General features: G+C 69.7%; 13 protein-coding genes. 4 read left to right on the forward strand and 9 right to left on the reverse strand.

The window, feature by feature from the left end; all coding sequences use genetic code 11:
* Positions 1-121: 121 nt before the first annotated feature.
* Genes ASH02_RS12380 through ASH02_RS12390 form a run of 3 tightly spaced genes read right to left on the reverse strand, consistent with a single transcriptional unit; the run spans position 122 to position 4681 of the window.
* Positions 122-1543, reverse strand: coding sequence for a DUF5719 family protein (locus tag ASH02_RS12380; protein WP_057294834.1), 1422 nt, complete (start codon positions 1541-1543; stop codon positions 122-124).
* Positions 1540-4368, reverse strand: a complete 2829-nt coding sequence (locus ASH02_RS12385) for a glycosyltransferase family 2 protein (RefSeq protein ID WP_057294835.1) — start codon at positions 4366-4368, stop codon at positions 1540-1542. Before ASH02_RS12385 ends, ASH02_RS12380 begins: the two co-directional genes overlap by 4 nt.
* A 55-nt stretch (positions 4369-4423) precedes the next feature.
* Positions 4424-4681, reverse strand: coding sequence for a WhiB family transcriptional regulator (locus tag ASH02_RS12390; RefSeq protein ID WP_056681540.1), 258 nt, complete (start codon positions 4679-4681; stop codon positions 4424-4426).
* Between the two features lie 137 nt (positions 4682-4818).
* On the opposite strand from ASH02_RS12390, the gene cofD reads away from it, so the two are divergent.
* The 3 genes from cofD to ASH02_RS12405 are packed head-to-tail and all read left to right on the forward strand — an operon-like array spanning position 4819 to position 7566.
* On the forward strand, positions 4819-5811 hold the full coding sequence (gene cofD, locus ASH02_RS12395; protein ID WP_056889926.1) for a 2-phospho-L-lactate transferase: 993 nt from the start codon (positions 4819-4821) through the stop codon (positions 5809-5811).
* Complete coding sequence (gene cofE, locus ASH02_RS12400; protein WP_057294836.1) at positions 5808-6785, forward strand: coenzyme F420-0:L-glutamate ligase; 978 nt, start codon at positions 5808-5810, stop codon at positions 6783-6785. The genes cofD and cofE overlap by 4 nt, the downstream gene beginning before the upstream one ends.
* A 46-nt stretch (positions 6786-6831) precedes the next feature.
* On the forward strand, positions 6832-7566 hold the full coding sequence (locus ASH02_RS12405; protein ID WP_056681543.1) for a DUF3105 domain-containing protein: 735 nt from the start codon (positions 6832-6834) through the stop codon (positions 7564-7566).
* Between the two features lie 91 nt (positions 7567-7657).
* Here ASH02_RS12405 and ASH02_RS12410 read toward each other — a convergent pair whose 3' ends face one another.
* Entirely contained in the window at positions 7658-8731 is a 1074-nt protein-coding gene (locus ASH02_RS12410) for a sugar phosphate nucleotidyltransferase (protein WP_057294837.1), read from the reverse strand.
* Between the two features lie 37 nt (positions 8732-8768).
* Here ASH02_RS12410 and ASH02_RS12415 point away from each other — a divergent pair, with 37 nt between their 5' ends.
* Complete coding sequence (locus tag ASH02_RS12415; protein ID WP_057294838.1) at positions 8769-9482, forward strand: TIGR03089 family protein; 714 nt, start codon at positions 8769-8771, stop codon at positions 9480-9482.
* A 17-nt stretch (positions 9483-9499) separates the two neighbouring features.
* Here the strand turns inward: ASH02_RS12415 and ASH02_RS12420 are convergent, their stop codons facing one another.
* The 5 genes from ASH02_RS12420 to glf all read right to left on the reverse strand — a co-directional run bounded on the left by ASH02_RS12420 (position 9500) and on the right by glf (position 17489).
* Positions 9500-12505, reverse strand: coding sequence for an FG-GAP-like repeat-containing protein (locus tag ASH02_RS12420; RefSeq protein ID WP_057294839.1), 3006 nt, complete (start codon positions 12503-12505; stop codon positions 9500-9502).
* Positions 12506-12671: 166 nt separating this feature from the next.
* A complete protein-coding gene (locus ASH02_RS12425) occupies positions 12672-13454 on the reverse strand; it encodes an ABC transporter ATP-binding protein (protein ID WP_056681547.1) in 783 nt (260 codons plus the stop codon).
* Entirely contained in the window at positions 13454-14332 is an 879-nt protein-coding gene (locus ASH02_RS12430; RefSeq protein ID WP_056681548.1) for an ABC transporter permease, read from the reverse strand. The genes ASH02_RS12425 and ASH02_RS12430 overlap by 1 nt, the downstream gene beginning before the upstream one ends.
* Positions 14329-16317 (reverse strand): glycosyltransferase, encoded by a 1989-nt coding sequence (locus tag ASH02_RS12435; RefSeq protein WP_056889932.1) that lies wholly within the window; start codon positions 16315-16317, stop codon positions 14329-14331. Before ASH02_RS12435 ends, ASH02_RS12430 begins: the two co-directional genes overlap by 4 nt.
* Positions 16314-17489, reverse strand: a complete 1176-nt coding sequence (glf, locus tag ASH02_RS12440; RefSeq protein WP_200949835.1) for a UDP-galactopyranose mutase — start codon at positions 17487-17489, stop codon at positions 16314-16316. Before glf ends, ASH02_RS12435 begins: the two co-directional genes overlap by 4 nt.

Here is a 17489-nt window from a genome sequence, read left to right on the forward strand (position 1 = left end):
ACACTCGGTGACGCCCTCATCGACGGCACACACCTCGAACAGCGCTTCGCCCTGTCGATCGCCGAACACACCAACCGCGTGTGACCGCACTACGGCAACCAGCATCAGCTGGGGATCGAGCCTACGGCCATTCGGGGCGTACGTCGGGGATCAGCTGCTCGACGTCCAGTGCCTGCAAGGGCAGCACGCTCGCCCCCTTGGGGGTGATGGTGCGGACCGAGCCGACGTACGCCGTGGTGCCGCGGACGACGACCGCACGGGCCTTGGCCGGGATCGGCACCGTCGTGGTGGTTCCCGGCGTGAGCCGCACGGTCTCTGGGTCGCGATCCTGCCCCGGGAACTCGACCCGCGCCTGGCCCGCCTTGTCGGTCGGGGTCAGGGTCAGGACGCTGCCGGCGCCGCCGGGCAGCGCCGTGGCACTGTCTCCGGTGAGCTCCTCGACGGCGGGCAGATGGACCAGGTCACCAGACACGACCGCGCGCAAGGAGCCGCTGACCGGCACGGTCGAGGTGATCCGGAGTGAAGCGTTCTCCTCGGCCAGCTGCTTGACCAGCTTCGGCGGCAGGTCGGCGACGACGACCTCGCCCGATCCGACGCTGATCTCCTTGAGCCCGCTCGGCGTGAACGTGCTCCGTTCGCCGACGACCTGCAGGGTGACCCGGCCGGCATCAGCGCCGGGGTTCGCCAGCACGAGCTTCGGCTCGTCCATCGTCCGCGGAAGGCCGGGCACCAGCTGGGTGGTGGCGGGTGCCGCGGTCGGCGGGAGCCACTCGGAGACCGGGTCTCCCTCGAGCGGGGTGTAGTCGTCGGAGACCGAGGCTGCGACCCGTCCGCGGGAGACGGTGACCTGCACGGCCAGCTCGTCGCGGTTCGGGGCCAGCTCGGCGAGGTCGATGACCGTGCTGCCGTGACCGGGCACCGTCAGCCCGCGGGAGGCCACGTCGATCAGCTCACCGGTCGTGCTCCACAGGCTGAGGTCGGCCACCGCCGGTCCGGTGTCGGGGTTGGCCAGGAGCAGCTTCGACTCGTGCAGCCCCCCGGCGGCGCCCACGCCCACGAACCAACGCTCGCCCGAGGGCTCGGCGCACTGGCCCGCAGCCGGACGGCCGGGCCCGCCGAAGCGGGCACCGAAGAGTCCGGGGGCTCGGGTTCCGGTGCCGGTCACCACGACCGCGTCACGGCTTGCGTCGACGGGTCCGGCTCCACCCGGCGCCAGGTCGAGGTCCTCTGACTTCTCGCCCTCGGCTGCGCGGCTGACCAGGGTGCCGTCATCGGCCGTGCCACCCTCGGTGCCCTGACCGATCACGAGGTCGGGGCTCCCCTGCACCGCGGCCGGGCACAGGATGCTCAAGCTGGTCAGGGGTCGGGTGGCCGGGGCGACGACGGCGCGCTGCTCGGGGTCCTCGGTCGGCTGCTGGATCGCGAGTGCCCCGGCGGAGGCCAGGATCGCGACGAGGGCAACCACCAGGGTCGGCGGCACCCCTCCCTTGCGTACGGCCTGCTGTGTCGCGACGCGACGGCCCTTGCTCGGTGTGTTGGTCATGACCTGTCCCTCCGAGCCGGGCCGCAGAGCACACCGACCACGAGAATGGCGACGCCTTGCAGGACCAGCACCCACGGATGCCACCAGGGTCCGTCGCCGTCGATGGCATCGGCCTCCGCAGGCTCGTCGAACTGCCAGGCCCGCGTGCTCCGGTCGGAGCTGCTGGCCTGGGTGAGCCCGGTGGCGGCATCGAGCGTCGCGGCCACCTGGCTGTCGGCCGGGGCCGGCATCACGATGTAGTCGACGCCGCGCGCCGGCAGGCCGGCGACCAGGTCGGCATCGGGCTCGGAGACCAGCTGCCGGATCTCGGAGTCGAAGCCGGCGTCGGGGCCGGTGAGGGCAAGGATCTCGTCCTGGCCGAGGGTGACCCCGTCGCCGCGGTGCACGCGCCAGGTGAGACCCGACTCGGCCGATCCGTGCAGCATGAGCACGCCGTGGCCGGCGCCCTCCTGGGCCGCCTGTGCCATGTACGCCGGCACCTCGGACTCGCCCGGTCGCTCGAGCTGGTTGTCGCCGCCGGCGATCCACCACAGGAGCCCACCGAGAGGCACCAGTACGGCGACCACGGCCATCAGGCCGGCCAGCGGCTGCTGCCAACCGAAGCTGGCCCCGGCGAAGGTCTGGCGCAGCCCGTGGCCGGCCACCATCACCGCAACGATGAGCGCAGCCTGGATGACCAGGAGGAGGAAGCCGGTGCCCGGACGTGCGGAACCGGCGGGCAGCTCGATAGAGACGTGGCTGAGCAGGGCGGCGAGCACCGCCCCGAGGGCGACGAGCACCCAGCAGGCGGCCACCGCGACGCGCGTGCGGGGCCGGAGCACGGCCAGCACCGCGGGAACGAGGAGGGCCAGACCGATCCAGTGAGGTGCCGACACGTCGCCGAAGCGCCCGGCCGCGAGGTCTCCGGCAGCCGGTTGGGCGACGACCCGACCGGCCTCGAGGAACAACGCGGAGACGTCGTGGCCGAGGATCCCGATCGCGCCGGGGAGCAGGAGCACCGGCGGCGTCAGCACCAGGGCCAGCAGCGGGCCCCACACGGAGCGCTCCGTGATCAGGTCGCGGGCGACCACCATGAGCAGGGCCGCGCCGACCACCACGAGCACGACCACGAAGAGCCAGGCCGAGGGCGTGAAGGCGGTGAGCAGGGCGAGCAGGAGGCTCGAACGCCAGCCTGCGCGCCAGCGGCGGTCGGCCGACGGGTCGGCCAGCCCCAGGGCCGCGTGGGCCAGCCACGGCAGCAGTGCGGCCGAGGCCAGCACGCCGAACCGCCCCTGCCCCCAGGCCCCGCTGGCCACGGGTACGGCGGCGTAGGCCAGCGCGGCCCAGCCGACGATCCAGCGCGAGGCGGGCTGCCCCGAGCCGAGTTCAGCGACGACGGTGCCGAAGCGCCAGGCGCCCCAGGCGGCCATCGGGACGGCAGCAAGGAAGAGCAGCGAGATGGCGGCGGTCGCACTGCCGAGGAGGATGCTCCCGACCAGCGCCATCGGCAGGAGGTACGCCGGGGTCGGCGCATCGGTGCCCTGTCCGATCTGGTGCCAGCCCTCGGTGACCAGGCGCCACCAGTCACCGGCGCCTTCCGGGGCCGGGGAGAGTGCTCCACCGCTGATGCCGTGCAGCGCCTCGCGGGCACCCCACAGGCTGAGCAGCAACAGGACGGCGGTGAGGATCGCGACCGGGCTGGTGACGAACCGGACCAACAGCCCGCTGTCGTCGGCGAGCTCGTCCTCACCGTCGTCCGGTCGGCGCATGGGTACGTGGCCCGAGGACTCGAGCCGGGCGGCCCTACGCCGGTCGGCGGCGTCCCGCCCCTGGTTGGCGACGGCCGAGGCCACGTCGCCGGCGAAGTCGATGCCGTGCCTGTAGGGCAGCCACCACGGGGCGAGCAGCCGCTTGAGGCGGTCGCTGCGCGGGTCGCCGAGGCCACGCCGGGCGGCACGTCCGGCGCGGATCCGGCCCGGCCTGCCGAGTACGGCGAACAGCGCGCCGAACTCGTCGCGTGCCATGCCCGGTGACCGGGACAGCAGGAAGCCGAGGGCACGCAGGCACGTGCCGAGGACGAGGCGTACGACCTTGACGGGCACTGCCCTTCCGGCGCAGTTGACCAGCAACGTGTAGAGCGCGGCGATGCGCTCAGCCTGGTGCGGACGTCGTCCGGTGGCCGGCGTGGTGCGCAGTCCCCGGGTGGCGGCCTCGGCGTGGAACACCACGGCCTCGGGCGCGACCACGGTCTTGTGCCCGGCGCGAGCGGCACGCCAGCCGAAGTCGATGTCGTTGCCGAAGACCGGGAGCTCGGGGTCGAAGCCGCGCAGCTCCTCGAGAAGGGAGCGACGGACCAGCATGCCGGCGGTGTTGACCGCGAGCACCTCGCGGACCTTCTCGTGCTGGCCCTGGTCGTACTCACCGCGTTCGAGGCCGGTCTCACGTCGACCGGCACCGGAGATGGTGACGCCGATCTCGAGCAGGCGTCGCAGGGAGGGCCACTCGCGGAGCTTGGGCCCGACGATGTCGGCGCCATGGGCGGAGGCAGCCTCGAGCAGCTCGCCGAGCGCCTCCGGCTCGGGACGCGCGTCGTCGTGCAGCAGCCAGACCCACTCGGTGTCGATGCGGGGCAGTGCCGCCGCAACCGCGTCCGGGAAGGAGCCCGGTTGCACTGTCACCGCGTCGGGGCCGAACGCCGCGGTGATCAGGTCCAGGGAGTCGTCGGTACTTCCGGTGTCGACGGCGAGCACGTGGTCCGGGCGGCGCTGCTGGTCGTCGAGACCAGCCAGCACCGCCGGCAACCAACGCGCGCCGTCATGGCTGACCAGCAGAGCAGTGACCGTCACGGCGGACAACCCTAGTCGCCGCCGCGCAATATCCGGCCATCTGCCCTGCGGGTGGTCAGACCGCCCGCTTCTTGAGCTTGCGGCGCTCGCGCTCGGACAAGCCGCCCCAGATGCCGAAGCGTTCGTCGTTCATGAGCGCGTACTCGAGGCAGTCGCCTCGGACGTCGCAGGTCAGACAGACCTTCTTGGCTTCTCTGGTGGACCCACCCTTTTCAGGAAAGAACGCCTCCGGATCGGTCTGGGCACAGAGTGCCCGTTCCTGCCAACCGAACTCTTCCGCGTCGTCCCCGTCAAGGAGAAAAAGCTCTCGCATTGCATTCCCCTTTCGACCCTGGCTTTGCGTGAAGAACACTACTGGAATTACATGCCTGTCGTACAAGGAAGTCAAGCCCGGATCTGCTATAAACCCCCGGCGGGACGAACTTGTGCCCGATCGGGCAAGGTAGGCACATGTCTTCGATCACTGTGCTCTCCGGCGGCATGGGCGGCGCCCGGTTCCTCCAGGGCCTCCTGCACGGCATCGCCACCGGAAGTGTGCCACTGCCCCCTGAGTCCACCGTCACGGTGGTCGCCAACACCGCCGACGACCTCTGGATCCACGGCCTCAAGGTCTGTCCCGACCTCGACACCGTGATGTACACGCTCGGGGACGGCATCGACCTCGAGCGCGGCTGGGGCCGGCGCGAGGAGACCTGGAGCGTCAAGGAGGAGCTCGCGACGTACGGCGTCGAGCCGACGTGGTTCGGCCTCGGCGACCGCGACATCGCGACCCACCTCGTGCGCACCCAGATGCTCGAGGCCGGCTACCCGCTCTCCGCGGTCACCCGGGCGCTGTGCGAGCGCTGGCAACCGGGTGTGACGTTGATCCCGATGACCGACGACCGTGTCGAGACCCACGTCGCGATCGCCGACGACGAGGCTCCCTCGGGCAAGCGGGTGGTGCACTTCCAGGAGTACTGGGTGCGGTTGCGCGCCGAGGTCCCCGCCGAGCAGCTGGTCTTCGTCGGGCTCGAGGACTCCTCCCCCGCGCCCGGCGTCGTCGAGGCGATCACCGGCGCCGACCTGGTGATCGTGCCGCCGTCGAACCCGGTCGTCTCGGTCGGCACGATCCTCGGCGTGCCCGGCATCCGCGAGGCCCTGCTCGAGACCACCGCGCCGGTCGTGGGTCTCTCCCCCATCGTCGGCGACACGCACGTGCGCGGGATGGCCGAGCAGGTCCTCACCGCGATCGGCGTCGAGGTCAGTGCCGCCGGCGTGGCCGGCCACTACGGGGCACGCAGCCGCGGCGGAGTCCTCGACGGCTGGCTGGTCGACGAACGCGACACAGACCAGGTCGAGCGGATCCGGGCACTCGGCCTCGCCTGCGCCGCCGTACCCCTGATGATGACCTCGCCCGAGGCGACCGCCGCGATGGCCGCGTCCGCGATCGACCTGGTGCGGTGAGCACCCCACTGGTCGTCACCGCACCCGAGGGCGTCGGTGAGGTGGTCGAGGGAGACGACCTGGCCGAGCTGGTCCTCGCATCGTGCGACCTCGTCGACGGCGACGTCGTCACCATCACCAGCAAGGTGGTCAGCAAGGCCGAGGGACGACGACGCACCGGGGACCGGGAGGAGGCCCTGGCCGGCGAGACCGTGCGCGTGGTCGCCCGGCGTACGCCGACCACGATCGTGCGCAACCACCTCGGCCTGACCATGGCGGCCGCCGGGATCGACGCGTCCAACGTCACGGCCGGCGACTACCTGCTGCTGCCCGAAGATCCTGACCGCACCGCCCGCGAGGTGCGCGAGGCGATCGCGGAGCGCCGCGGCGTCAACGTGGCCGTGCTGGTCACCGACACGGCCGGACGGGCCTGGCGCACCGGCCAGAGCGACATCGCCATCGGCGCCGCCGGGCTCCTCGTGCTCGAGGACTTCGCCGGGCGGACCGACTCCTACGGCAACCCGCTGGCCGTCACCGCGCCCGCGGTCGCGGACGAGCTCGCCGGCGCCGCGGAGCTCGCCGGCGGCAAGCTCGCGGCCCGTCCCTTCGCCGTGGTCCGCGGACGCGCCGACCTGGTGCTCGCGGCGGGCGACCACGGCACCGGGGCAAGCGCGCTGATCCGCGAGGACGGCACCGACCTCTTCGGCTACGGGTCGCGCGAGGCCGTCGTCCGTGCCCTGGCCGGCACCGGCGCCGAGGTGTTCGGCAGCACTGCCCCGGCAGTGGACCTGGCCTCCGCGGTTGCCGAGGTGCTCGGCCACACGGTGGACGTCGAGGTCGGCCCCGGCACCGTCTCGACCGGGCTCAGCGCGCCGTACGACGACGAGCTCGCGCGGCTGCAGACCCTGGCGTTCGCGTTCGGCTGGTCGGTCACGACCACGCCCGTCGACGCCGGGGCGACCGTCGACATCACCTTTCAACCGGACTGTCCGTAGACTCTGCCGACGTACTCCCCACACGACCGTGAGAGAAGCCTGATTCGTGGCCAATTCCAAGAAGGTCAGCCGACGCGAAGTCGCCGACCAGCTCCGCAACCAGCAGAAGCGCGCCGACAAGCGCCAGGGCCTGGTGATCGTCGGCGTCTGCGTGCTCATCGCGGTCGTGATCATCGGACTCGCCGCCTACCGGCCGATCAAGAACTGGTGGGACCTGCGGGAGTTCAAGAACGTCGACATCTCCGGCATCGGTGCGCCTGCCAGCTCGTGCCAGGACATCATCACCAAGAAGGCGACCGGTGAGCAGGAGCACGTCCCGGCGGGCACCGACATCGACTACAAGGACGCGCCCCCGGCCTTCGGCAAGCACGAGGAGGTCCCGGACACCCCGGACCGCAAGCTCTACACCAAGGACGACCGTCCCCGGGTCGAGATGCTCGTGCACAACCTCGAGCACGGCTACACGATCATCTGGTACGACGAGACGATCGCCGACGACGACGAGCAGATGACCGAGCTCCAGGCCATCGCGCGCAAGCTCAAGGGCACCAACAACCAGCGGCTGAAGTTCAAGGCGGTGCCCTGGCTGAAGTCCGACGGCAAGGCGTTCCCCGACGGCACGCACGTCTCGATCACGCACTGGTCGAAGGGCGGCGCGGACGCCGACGGGTCCAAGCAGGTCGGCGTCTGGCAGTACTGCCCCAAGGTCTCGGGTGAGGCGCTCTACGACTTCATGACCGAGTACGACTACTTCGACTCCCCGGAGCCGAACGGCATGTGATGCCAGTCGAACGACGAGCCGGGCCCGAACTGATGATCAGTTCGGGCCCGGCTCGTTCGTGGTGTGTGGACCTGTGGTGTGTGGGCCGTGCTCAGCCCTCGCGTGCCTCACCGCAGTCGACGCGTTCCCCGACGGGCAGGGTGACCGAGGCACCGATGGTGGCGTCGTCGCCGAGGGTGGCCTCCGTGAGCACGGCCTTCTCGCCCACGACCGCCCCCGGGCCGACCACCGAGTCCGTGATGCGCGCACCCGCGCCGATCCTGGCCCCGGTCATGAGCACGCTGCCGCTGATCTCCGCGGCGTCCTCGATGACGACGTCGGCCATCACGACGGATCCACCGCCGACGGTCGCCGTGCCCGCGACCGACGCCGACGGGTCGACCCGGGCGCCGGACTCCACGGCGTCGACGGCGGGCGTGGGCGCCGTGCCGAGCACGACGTCGCGCGAGGCCGCGACCAGGGCCGCCGGCGTGCCGACGTCACGCCAGTAGGCGGTCTCGACGAAGCCGACCACCAGGCGACCGTCCGCGACCAGGCCGGGGAAGGTCTCCCTCTCGACCGAGACGACGGTGTCGGGCGCGATGGTGTCGATGATGTCGCGGCGGAAGATGTAGCAGCCGGCGTTGACCTGGTTGGTCACCGGATGGTCGGACTTCTCGACGAAGTCGAGCACCCGGCCCTCCTCGTCGGTCGGCACGCAGCCGAACGCGCGCGCGTCCTCCACCTCGACGAGGTGGAGCGAGACGTCGACCCGGCGACCGTTGCGGCCGGCCCGGAAGTCGGCCAGCTGACCGGCAAGGTCGTGCCCGGAGAGGACGTCGCCGTTGAGGATGATGACCGCACCGTTCGGGTCGTCGGTGAGCGCGCCGGCCACGTTGCGGATCGCGCCGCCGGTGCCGAGCGGCTCCTCCTCCAGCACGTAGTCGAGCCGCACGCCCCACCGGCTGCCGTCGCCGAGCACCGGCGCGAACATGTCGGCCTGGTACGACGTGGCCAGCACGATGTGCTCGACCCCCGCCTCGGCGAGACGGGCGATCTGGTGCTCGAGGAAAGGGACACCGCCCACGTCGAGCAGGTGCTTGGGGCGCCGTGCGGTGAGAGGCAGCAGCCGGGTGCCGAACCCGCCGGCGACGATCACGGCCTCGGGAGGGGGAAGCTCAGTCATAAGTACAGCCTAAGGTGGCGCCTCCTAGGCTGTGCGCATGCCCGCCACCTTCCCCGCCCTGCTCGCCGACCTGCTCCGGACCGACCCCGGCCGGCCGCTGGTGACGTTCTACGACGACGCGACCGGCGAGCGGGTGGAGCTGTCGGTGGCGACGTACGCCAACTGGGTGGCGAAGACCTCCAGCCTGTTCGTCGAGGAGTTCGACCTCGAGCGCGGGGACACCGTGCTCGTCGACCTGCCGACGCACTGGCTGGCACCGGTCTTCGTCGGCGCCGCCTGGAACGCTGGCCTGGTCGTGTCGTTCGACCCTGAGCAGCCGGCCGACCTCACGGTCTGCGGACCCGACGGCCTCGAGAGGTACGCCGACTCCGGCACCGTCCTCGCCTCGGCCCTGCTGCCGCTGGGTGTCCGATTCCGCGACCCGTTGCCCGAGGGCGTCCACGACTTCGGCGCCGAGGTCTGGTCGCAGCCGGACTCGTTCATCCCGTGGGACCCGCCCACCCCTGACGACCCGGCCCTGGCCGGACGGACCCAGCAGGACGTGCTGACGCCCGCCGGCGACGAAGTCCCTGACTACGTCGCCGGCGGGCGCCTGCTGACCACGGCGAACCCCGCTTCCCCACGGGGACTCGCCGGTCTCCTGGCGCCACTTGTCAGTGGCGGCTCAGGAATCTGGATCCGCAACCCCGACCCCGACCGGATCGAACGTCGGGTTGCGGACGAACGCGCGACGGCGCGCTGGGTGGTCTGACCCGGTCCTGCCCTCACTCAGCCCGCCAGGTCGAAGCCCTTCATGCCCTCGGCCAGGAACTTCGGCGTTCCGAAGCCACCCGGGCGGCCCGACAGGACCCACAGGGTCGCGTCGGACTTGCGGCGGACCACGAGGTCGGGCCGACCGTCCCGGTCGATGTCACCCGGGCTGATCACCCAGTCGTACGGCGTGAGGCTGACGGTGTTCAGCGTCACCGGCGAACCGGAGAGCCCGCCCGGACCGTTGCCGGTGTACTTGACGATCTTGCTGCCGACCCGGAACAGGTTGTCCGGCGCTCCGTCGGCGTCCCAGCGGCCGATGCCGACCTGGCGCAACGCGCTGATCGCCCCGCGGGCGACGTAGCTGCGCCGGAATCCCTTGCCGGCACCCGGGTAGATCCGCATGGCGGCACCCGAGGGCTGGCCCATGAGGTCCGGGAACCCGTCGCCGGTGGTGTCGCCGACTGCCGAGAGCAGGCCCACCCTGGACCAGCCAGTGCCGATCACGACGGGCTCGGCGAACCTGTTGCCACCCAGTCCGCGGATCAGCTCCAGCTTCGCGGTGGACGCGTTGCGGATCACCATGTCGCCGTGGCCGTCACGGTCCCAGTCGCCCACGTTGAGCAAGGCGTTGGCGGCGGCGAAACCCTTGACCGTCGTACGCACCAGGCCGCTGGTGTTCTGGGTGCCGTTGTGGGGGATCACCTTGAGGGTGTCGCCGCTGAGCGCGAGCACGTCGGGCGACTTGGTGCCGATCACGTCCGCGGCTCCGGCCGGCGTCATGGTGCCGATCCGGCCGAACGGGCCGAGCCAGTGGCCGAAGGTGCCGTTGCCCCTGCCCGGGAAGACGTAGGCGAGATGGCTGCTCCTGCTGCGCGCGTAGAGGTCGCCGATGCCGTCGCCGGTGAAGTCGCCGGTGCCGGTGACCAGGTCGAACCCGGCCCAGGCTCCGGCCATCCGCACGGGCGCCTTGAACGACTTCGTGCCGGTGCCGGCGTGGAACCACAGGACACCGGCCTTGTCGATGCTGTAGACATCGGCGAACCCGTCGCGGTTGGTGTCGCCGGCGCCGATCGTCTTGACGTAGTTGCCCCATGACGTGCTCGCCACGACCCGGCTGAAGGTGTGCTTCGAGGTGCCGCGGTAGAGGTGCAGGTAGCCGGTCTTCGGGTCACGGGCCACGAAGTCGTTGAAGCCGTTGCGGTGGACGTCGCCGACCGCGGTGATCTGGTCCATCGAACCGACCGTCGACATCGACCCGGTCGCGGCGCCGAAGCCTCCCTTGCCGTCACCCGGACGGATCGAGGTGACCCTGGTCGTGCCGTTGCGCACGATCACGTCGGACAGGCCGTCACCGGTCACGTCCGGCGTGGCCACCACGGCGTCGTACCGGGACCAGCCGGTGGAGGACGTGACGGCGGCCTTCCAGCGCAGGTAGCCCTGTGTCGGCAGGGCGAATCCCACTTTGTCCGAAGCCCTGCGGAGGAGGATGTCGGGATAGGCCGTGCTCACCACGTTGGTGACCAGGTTCCGGCCACTCCAGTCGGCCTGGTACTGCGCGGCCTTGGTCCTGATCGCCGGGATCTGGGCGTAGAGGTACCGGCCGGGGCACGCCGTCGAGCCGGCGTCGCGGTGGCCGTTGATCGCCTTGAAGGTGCTCGAGCCGACCCGCTGGCTGGTGCTGGACGCGTCGATGCCGTGCAGCGACAGCTTCCACGCGAAGAGGCGCGCGTAGGCGTCGATCATCACGGCCGGCGGACGGGCGACGTCGAAGTTGCCGATCGCCGACATCGCGAACGAGTAGTCGTTGTAGCCGAGGGTGTGGGCGCCGACGACGGGGCGGTCGACGCCGCCGTACCGGCCTTCCCAGATGCGACCGAACTTGTCGACCAGGAAGTTGTAGCCCACGTCGCTCCAGCCGCGGCTCTGCGTGTGGTACGCGTAGATGCTGCGGATGATGCCCGGCACCTGCTCACGCGTGTAGTTGTTGGCGTTCACCGTGTGGTGGACGAAGCCGGCGTGCACCTCGTAGTAGCGCAGCGAGCTGGCGTCACGCATCCGCTCGTTGGCGCCCCACTGGGCCCGGGAGTAGATCTTGGGCTTGCGCGTGTACGTCGTCGCCTGCATGGCGAGCTTGCCCTCGCTCGAGTCGAACTCCGCGCCGTCCCCGCCGTTGCCGGGCTCGCTGGCCTCGGACTCGCCCTGCCCGAGCTTGGCGGTGTCGATCGCGGGCTGCTCCACCTCGGTGGTGCCGGTGCCCGGCGCGATGACGGCGAGCTTCATGTCGGCCGGGGCGGAGACGCCGTCGGCCAGCACGGCCCTGGCCTGGACCTCGTCGACCTCGCCGACCAGCATCGCGTCGGTGCCGGGACGCTCCTTGGTGGCCTCGGGGCTGCTCGCCTCGGGCGCGTGGTCGTCGTGGTAGTCGATGGGGATCCACGCCGACCAGACGCCGTCGGTGCGGGTGCGCACCGAGACCGCGATCTGGTCCTCGTCGACCTGTTCGCCATTGCCCCACGTGACACCGACCGCGCCGTACCCGGTGACCTCCTCGATGTCGCTGAGGATCTCGGTCGGACCAGCGGTGGCCGCCTTGCGGGGGGCCACCGAGCGCTCGGGTGCCTGCGTCTTCGGTGCACCCGCCTCGGGCTGGTCCGCCTCGGGCTGGTCCGCCTTGGGCTGCTCTGCCTCGGGCTGGTCCGCCTCGGGCTCCGTCGTCGCGGCGGCCATCTCGAACTCGTTGACGACGGGCTCGACCGGCGCGGTCTCGACCTCCGCCTCCTCCTCGTCGGCACCGGCCCCGCCCTCGTCGGCAGCCCGGGCCGGCTGGGCGTTGCCACCCGGCAGGGCCGTCGAGGGCGCCTCTGCGGCCACCTCGGGAGCCTCCTGCGCCTGGGTGCCCGGACGGGTCCCGACGACGTCGAGGGAGATGACATTGGCGGCGGGAGCCAGGACGGCGACTACCGCACCGAGAGCCAGGATCTGCTGGCAGGCGGTGACGAAACGAGCCTTGTTGGGGCGCATATTTGGGTACTCCAGTGCGGGGGAAGATTCACACGAGTACCAAGTTTCACACCAGTCACATGGGTCACCGCAAGGGTTTCTGAGTAACTACAAACGTGTAATTTCCAGTCGACACGCCGATGACTTGAAGAAATGTCAAGTCGAGAGGGGCTTCACGCCCTCGAACTCAGACGTCGGAGCCCAGCTCGTCGTCGGTCTGCTCGTCCTCGGGCAGGCCCTCGTCGGAGGAGTCGTACTTCAGGTAGCGGATGCCCTGGACGACGTCGCCGTCGAAGCCGACGCGACCGTTCTCGAGCACGATCACCCGGTCACACATCTTGCGGACCGAGCCGGGCGCGTGGCTCACGTAGAACATCGTGCGGCCCTCGGCGCGGATCTCCTGCATCTTCTCGATGCACTTCTTCTTGAACGGCTTGTCCCCCACCGCGAGCACCTCGTCGACGAGGAAGATGTCGGAGTCGACGTGCACAGCCACCGCAAACCCGAGCCGGGCGAACATGCCCGAGCTGTAGTGGCCCACCTCGGTGTCGAGGAACTTGCCGACCTGGGCGAACTCGACGATGTCGTCGAACTTGCGGTTGGTCTCGGCCTCGCTCATGCCCAGCACCGCTGCGTTGAGGTAGATGTTCTCGCGCCCGGAGAGCTGCGGGTGGAACCCGGCTCCCGTGGCGATCAGGCCGGCGATGCGGCCACGGGTGAGCACCGAGCCCGAGTCGGGTCGCATGATGCCGTTGACCAGCTTGAGCAGCGTGCTCTTGCCCGAGCCGTTGAGGCCCATCAGCCCGATGGACTCTCCCTGCTCGACGGTGAAGGACACCTTGTCGAGCGCGAGGAACTGCTCGCGGAGGTCCTGGCCCTTGGTCATGGCCACGGCCATCTGCTTCATCGTGCGGTGGTACTGCATGGTGAAGGACTTGCTGACCTCGTCGACGACGATGGCTTCGGACATCAGAGGCGCTCCGGGATCTTGTTCTCGAGGCGGGAGAAGACCCACTGGGCGATGGCCAGCAGCACGAGGCAGACGCCCACACTGATGAGCCCCCGGGTGAACAGGTGGTCGGGCATGTGCTCGACGATCGTCTTGTCCGGGTCGTCGGTCGTGCCCACCCAGAACGCGCGCTGCATGAGCAGCACGGCCTGGGCGATGGGGTTGGCCAGGTAGATCTCCGTGTGCCCGTGGAACCGCTCGTGGACCATGCTGTAGGGGTAGATCATCGGCACGCCGAAGCGCACGAAGTTGGTCAGGATGGTGACCAGCTGGCCGAAGTCGCGGAAGAACACGTTGGCCGCGCTGAACAGCAGGGCCAGGGCGGTGCCCAGGATGGCGATGACCAGCAGGGCGAGAACCAGCGCGCACATGCCCAGCACGGTCGGCGTCCACCCGTAGAGCAGGCAGACCCCCAGCAGGATCACCAGCTGTGGCAGGACATGGAAGCCGGAGACCAGCATCGAGGCGACCGGGAACATCTCGCGTGGCATGGCCATCTTCTTGACCAAGGCCTTGTTGCGCACGATCGAGCGCGTGCCGGCGTTGAACGTCTCGGTGAAGAAGTGCACCACGATGATGCCGGTGAACATGTGGATCGCGAAGTTCTGGACGTCCTTGTGCAGGCCCATCACCAGGCCGATCACGAACCAGTAGATGAAGAACTGGGACAACGGGTTGATGTAGGACCACAGGAACCCCAGGAACGACCCCTGGTAGCGCGCGCTGATCTCCCGGCGTACGAGGAGCCGCAGCAGGTAGCGGCGCCGGAAGACCTCGCCGAGCCCCTGGCCGCCCGACGGCGGAACGAGTGGGGCGTCGACAGTGCGGGTGGCGCTCACCTGTCGTCCTCGGGAGCGATCCCGAAGGTCTGCTCCCAGGTCTCGGGCGAGGTGATCTCCTTGAGGGCGTCGCGGTACTGCGCCGCCAGCTGGGGCCACTCGTTGTGGAAGCGACGGTGGATCGCGATCGTGCGCTTGAGGAGGTCGCGGTACTTCTCGGGGTCACGCTTGTAGAGCGCCACCGAGGTCCCGTCGTTCATGGAGACCACGGCCGAGTCGTACTTGACGAGGTTGTACCAGGCCGAGTCCATGGCGGTCAGCTCGGTCTCGGGGAAGTCCTTCGACATCTCGCGCACCGGCCGCAGCTGACGGATCGGGGCCAGCCCGGCCGTGATCAGCGTGCTCAACCGGCCGGGGATGTCCATGTCGGACTTCCCCTTCTTCGGCGGCTTCTTGCGTCGCACCGGAGGCAGCGCGTCACGGTCGGCATGCAGCTGTGCGTCGCTGAACTGCTTGCGGAAGGCGTTGACGTCGCCCAGCTTCGTGGCCAGCTCACCGTGCAGCGCATGCGGCCCCGCGAGGACGTCCTCCATGGCCAGGTGGCGCAGCTCGGCGGTGGAGTACTGCAACGACGCGAGGTGCTTGACCTGGTGGTTGAAGCTCTCACGGACCATGCGCCCGCCCCGCTCGTACGGCGAGTGCAGGAGCGCCGCGATGATGCGGTTGCGGTGGTGGAAGTAGGACTGCCAGTCGACGCCGTCGTTCTTGTCGCTCCACGGCACGTGCCACACGGCGGCACCCGGGAACGAGACCGTCGGGAAGCCGGCGTCCTTGGCCCGCAGGCCGAACTCGGAGTCGTCCCACTTGATGAAGATCGGCAGGGACAGCCCGATCTCCTCCAGGACCACCCGCGGGATCAGGCACATGAACCAGCCGTTGAAGTCGACGTCGGCACGCTTGTGCAACCAGCGGGCCGAGCGCAGGTTGCGGGCCCCGAAGTCCCACTGGGCGTAGCCGTCGAGCCGGGTCTGCCACCAGAACCGCCACGGCTGCACGATCTCGCCGAACGAGTGCAGCTGGGTGCGGTTGTAGATGTTGAACATGTGGCCACCGACGATGGTCGGGGTCTTGGCGAGGTCGCCGAACGTGACGGCGCGGATCACGCCCTCGGGCTCGCACACGACGTCGTCGTCCATCATCAGGGCGTACGTCGCGGTGCCCTTGCGCAGGCTCTCGAGCTGGCCGCGGGCGTAGCCGCCGGAGCCGCCCAGGTTGCCCTGGACGATGACCCGGAGCCGCTCCCCCAGCGCCTTCTCGGCGTCGACGAAGAACTCGGACTCGGTGACCGGCTGGGTGCCCTGCTCCATCACCATGACGGTGTCGAGGTAGGGCGCCAGCGCGGGGTCCTCGCCGATCTGGGTGAGCAGCTTGGCGCAGAAGTCGGGCCGGTTCATCGTGGTGATGCAGATGTCGGCGGTGCCGTGGTCGGCGCGGTCGTCGGGGACCTCGGCGGTCCACTCGGCACTGTCGACCGTGCAGCCGTCGTCACCGGCGACGACGTCGTACCAGTACCAGCCGCCGTCGACGAAGGGCTTGAGGGTCAGGTCGAACGTGAACGTGCCGGAATCGCCCTCGACGGTGGCCGTGTCGACCCGCTGCGAGTGACCCTTGGCCATCGACTTGTGGACGATCACCGTTGAGTCCCGACCGGACACCTTCACGGTGAGCGTGACGTCGGTGACGACCGTGTGGCGGCGCCAGTAGGCAGCCGGGAACGCGTTGAAGTAGGTCCCGAACGAGAGCACCTGGGTCGGCTCGACCCGCAGGGCCGTGCGCGACTCGATCTGGTCGGGGTGCAGCTTGCGCCCGGTGGAGGTCGACTGCCGGATCGCGGCGTTGTTGAGGTCCTTGGCCGCCCGGTTGCCGCCCACGTCGTGGCGGTCTGCGTCGAGGACGGCCTCCTCGAGGTCGACGTACAGGGGGAAGACGTCGGTGTCGCGGTCGATCGGGAGGATCTGGCGTTGCAGCAGGCGGGTGACGGTCATTCGTCGACTCCTCCGCTCGTGAGCGCGACACCCTCGGCGAAGTGCGGCTTGAGCTTGTTCTCGAACATCGACAGCGCGGACCCGATCGCCATGTGCATGTCGAGGTACTTGTAGGTGCCGAGGCGGCCACCGAACAGCACCATCGGCTCCTTCTTCGCGAGCTCGCGGTACTTCAGCAGCTTCTCGCGGTCCTCCGCGGTGTTGATCGGGTAGTACGGCTCGTCGTCGTCCTCAGCGAAGCGGCTGTACTCGTGGACGATCACCGTCTTGCCCGAGATGTAGGTGCGCTCGGGGTGGAAGTGCTTGAACTCGTGGATGCGGGTCCAGGGCACGTCCTGGTCGTTGTAGTTCATCACCGCGCAGCCCTGGAAGTCGTCGACCTCCTTGACCTCGGCCTCGAGGTCGACGGTGCGCCACGAGAGGCGGCCCTCGGAGTTGTCGAAGTACTCGTCGACGGGGCCGGTGTAGACGATCGGCACCTTGCCCTTGAACTCGTCGGCGACCGCGAAGAAGTCCGTCTCGAGCCGGACCTCGATGTTGGGGTGCTCGGCCATCTTGGTCAGCCAGGCGGTGTAGCCGTCGACCGGCAGGCCTTCGTACTTGTCGTTGAACCAGCGGTTGTCGAAGTTGTAGCGCACCGGGAGCCTGGTGATGATGTCCGCGCTCAGCTTGGTGGGGTCGGTCTGCCACTGCTTGGCGGTGTAGCCCTTGATGAACGCCTCGTAGAGCGGGCGCCCGATCAGCGAGATCGCCTTCTCCTCGAAGTTGCCGGCCTCGGCGGTGTCGAACTCGCTTGCCTGCTCGGCGATCAGCGCGCGCGCCTCGTCGGGAGTGTGCATCTTGCCGAAGAACGAGTTGATCAGCGCCAGGTTCATCGGCAGCGAGTAGACCTGGCCGTCGTACTGGCCGAACACGCGGTGCTGGTAGTTCGTGAAGCTGGTGAACCGGTTGACGTACTCCCAGACCTTCTCGTTGGAGGTGTGGAAGAGGTGCGCGCCGTAGACGTGCATCTCGATACCGGTCTCGGGGTCGGCCTCCGAGTAGGCGTTGCCGCCCAGGTGGTGCCGTCGCTCGAGCACGAGCACCTTGAGGCCCAGCTCGTTGGCGCAGCGTTCGGCGATGGTCAGCCCGAAGAATCCGGAACCGACGACGACGAGGTCGGGGTCAGACAA

Origin of the sequence: Nocardioides sp. Soil796, assembly GCF_001429525.1 — a bacterium.
Lineage (GTDB): Bacteria > Actinomycetota > Actinomycetes > Propionibacteriales > Nocardioidaceae > Nocardioides.

What these genes read in the sequence shown, in the direction of transcription:
- ASH02_RS12380 (WP_057294834.1), bottom strand. Translation starts at nt 1,543, where the DNA reads ATGACCAACACACCGAGCAAGGGCCGTCGCGTCGCGACACAGCAGGCC.
- ASH02_RS12390 (WP_056681540.1), bottom strand. Translation starts at nt 4,681, where the DNA reads ATGCGAGAGCTTTTTCTCCTTGACGGGGACGACGCGGAAGAGTTCGGT.
- cofD (WP_056889926.1), top strand. Translation starts at nt 4,819, where the DNA reads ATGTCTTCGATCACTGTGCTCTCCGGCGGCATGGGCGGCGCCCGGTTC.
- ASH02_RS12410 (WP_057294837.1), bottom strand. Translation starts at nt 8,731, where the DNA reads ATGACTGAGCTTCCCCCTCCCGAGGCCGTGATCGTCGCCGGCGGGTTC.
- ASH02_RS12415 (WP_057294838.1), top strand. Translation starts at nt 8,769, where the DNA reads ATGCCCGCCACCTTCCCCGCCCTGCTCGCCGACCTGCTCCGGACCGAC.
- ASH02_RS12420 (WP_057294839.1), bottom strand. Translation starts at nt 12,505, where the DNA reads ATGCGCCCCAACAAGGCTCGTTTCGTCACCGCCTGCCAGCAGATCCTG.
- ASH02_RS12425 (WP_056681547.1), bottom strand. Translation starts at nt 13,454, where the DNA reads ATGTCCGAAGCCATCGTCGTCGACGAGGTCAGCAAGTCCTTCACCATG.
- ASH02_RS12435 (WP_056889932.1), bottom strand. Translation starts at nt 16,317, where the DNA reads ATGACCGTCACCCGCCTGCTGCAACGCCAGATCCTCCCGATCGACCGC.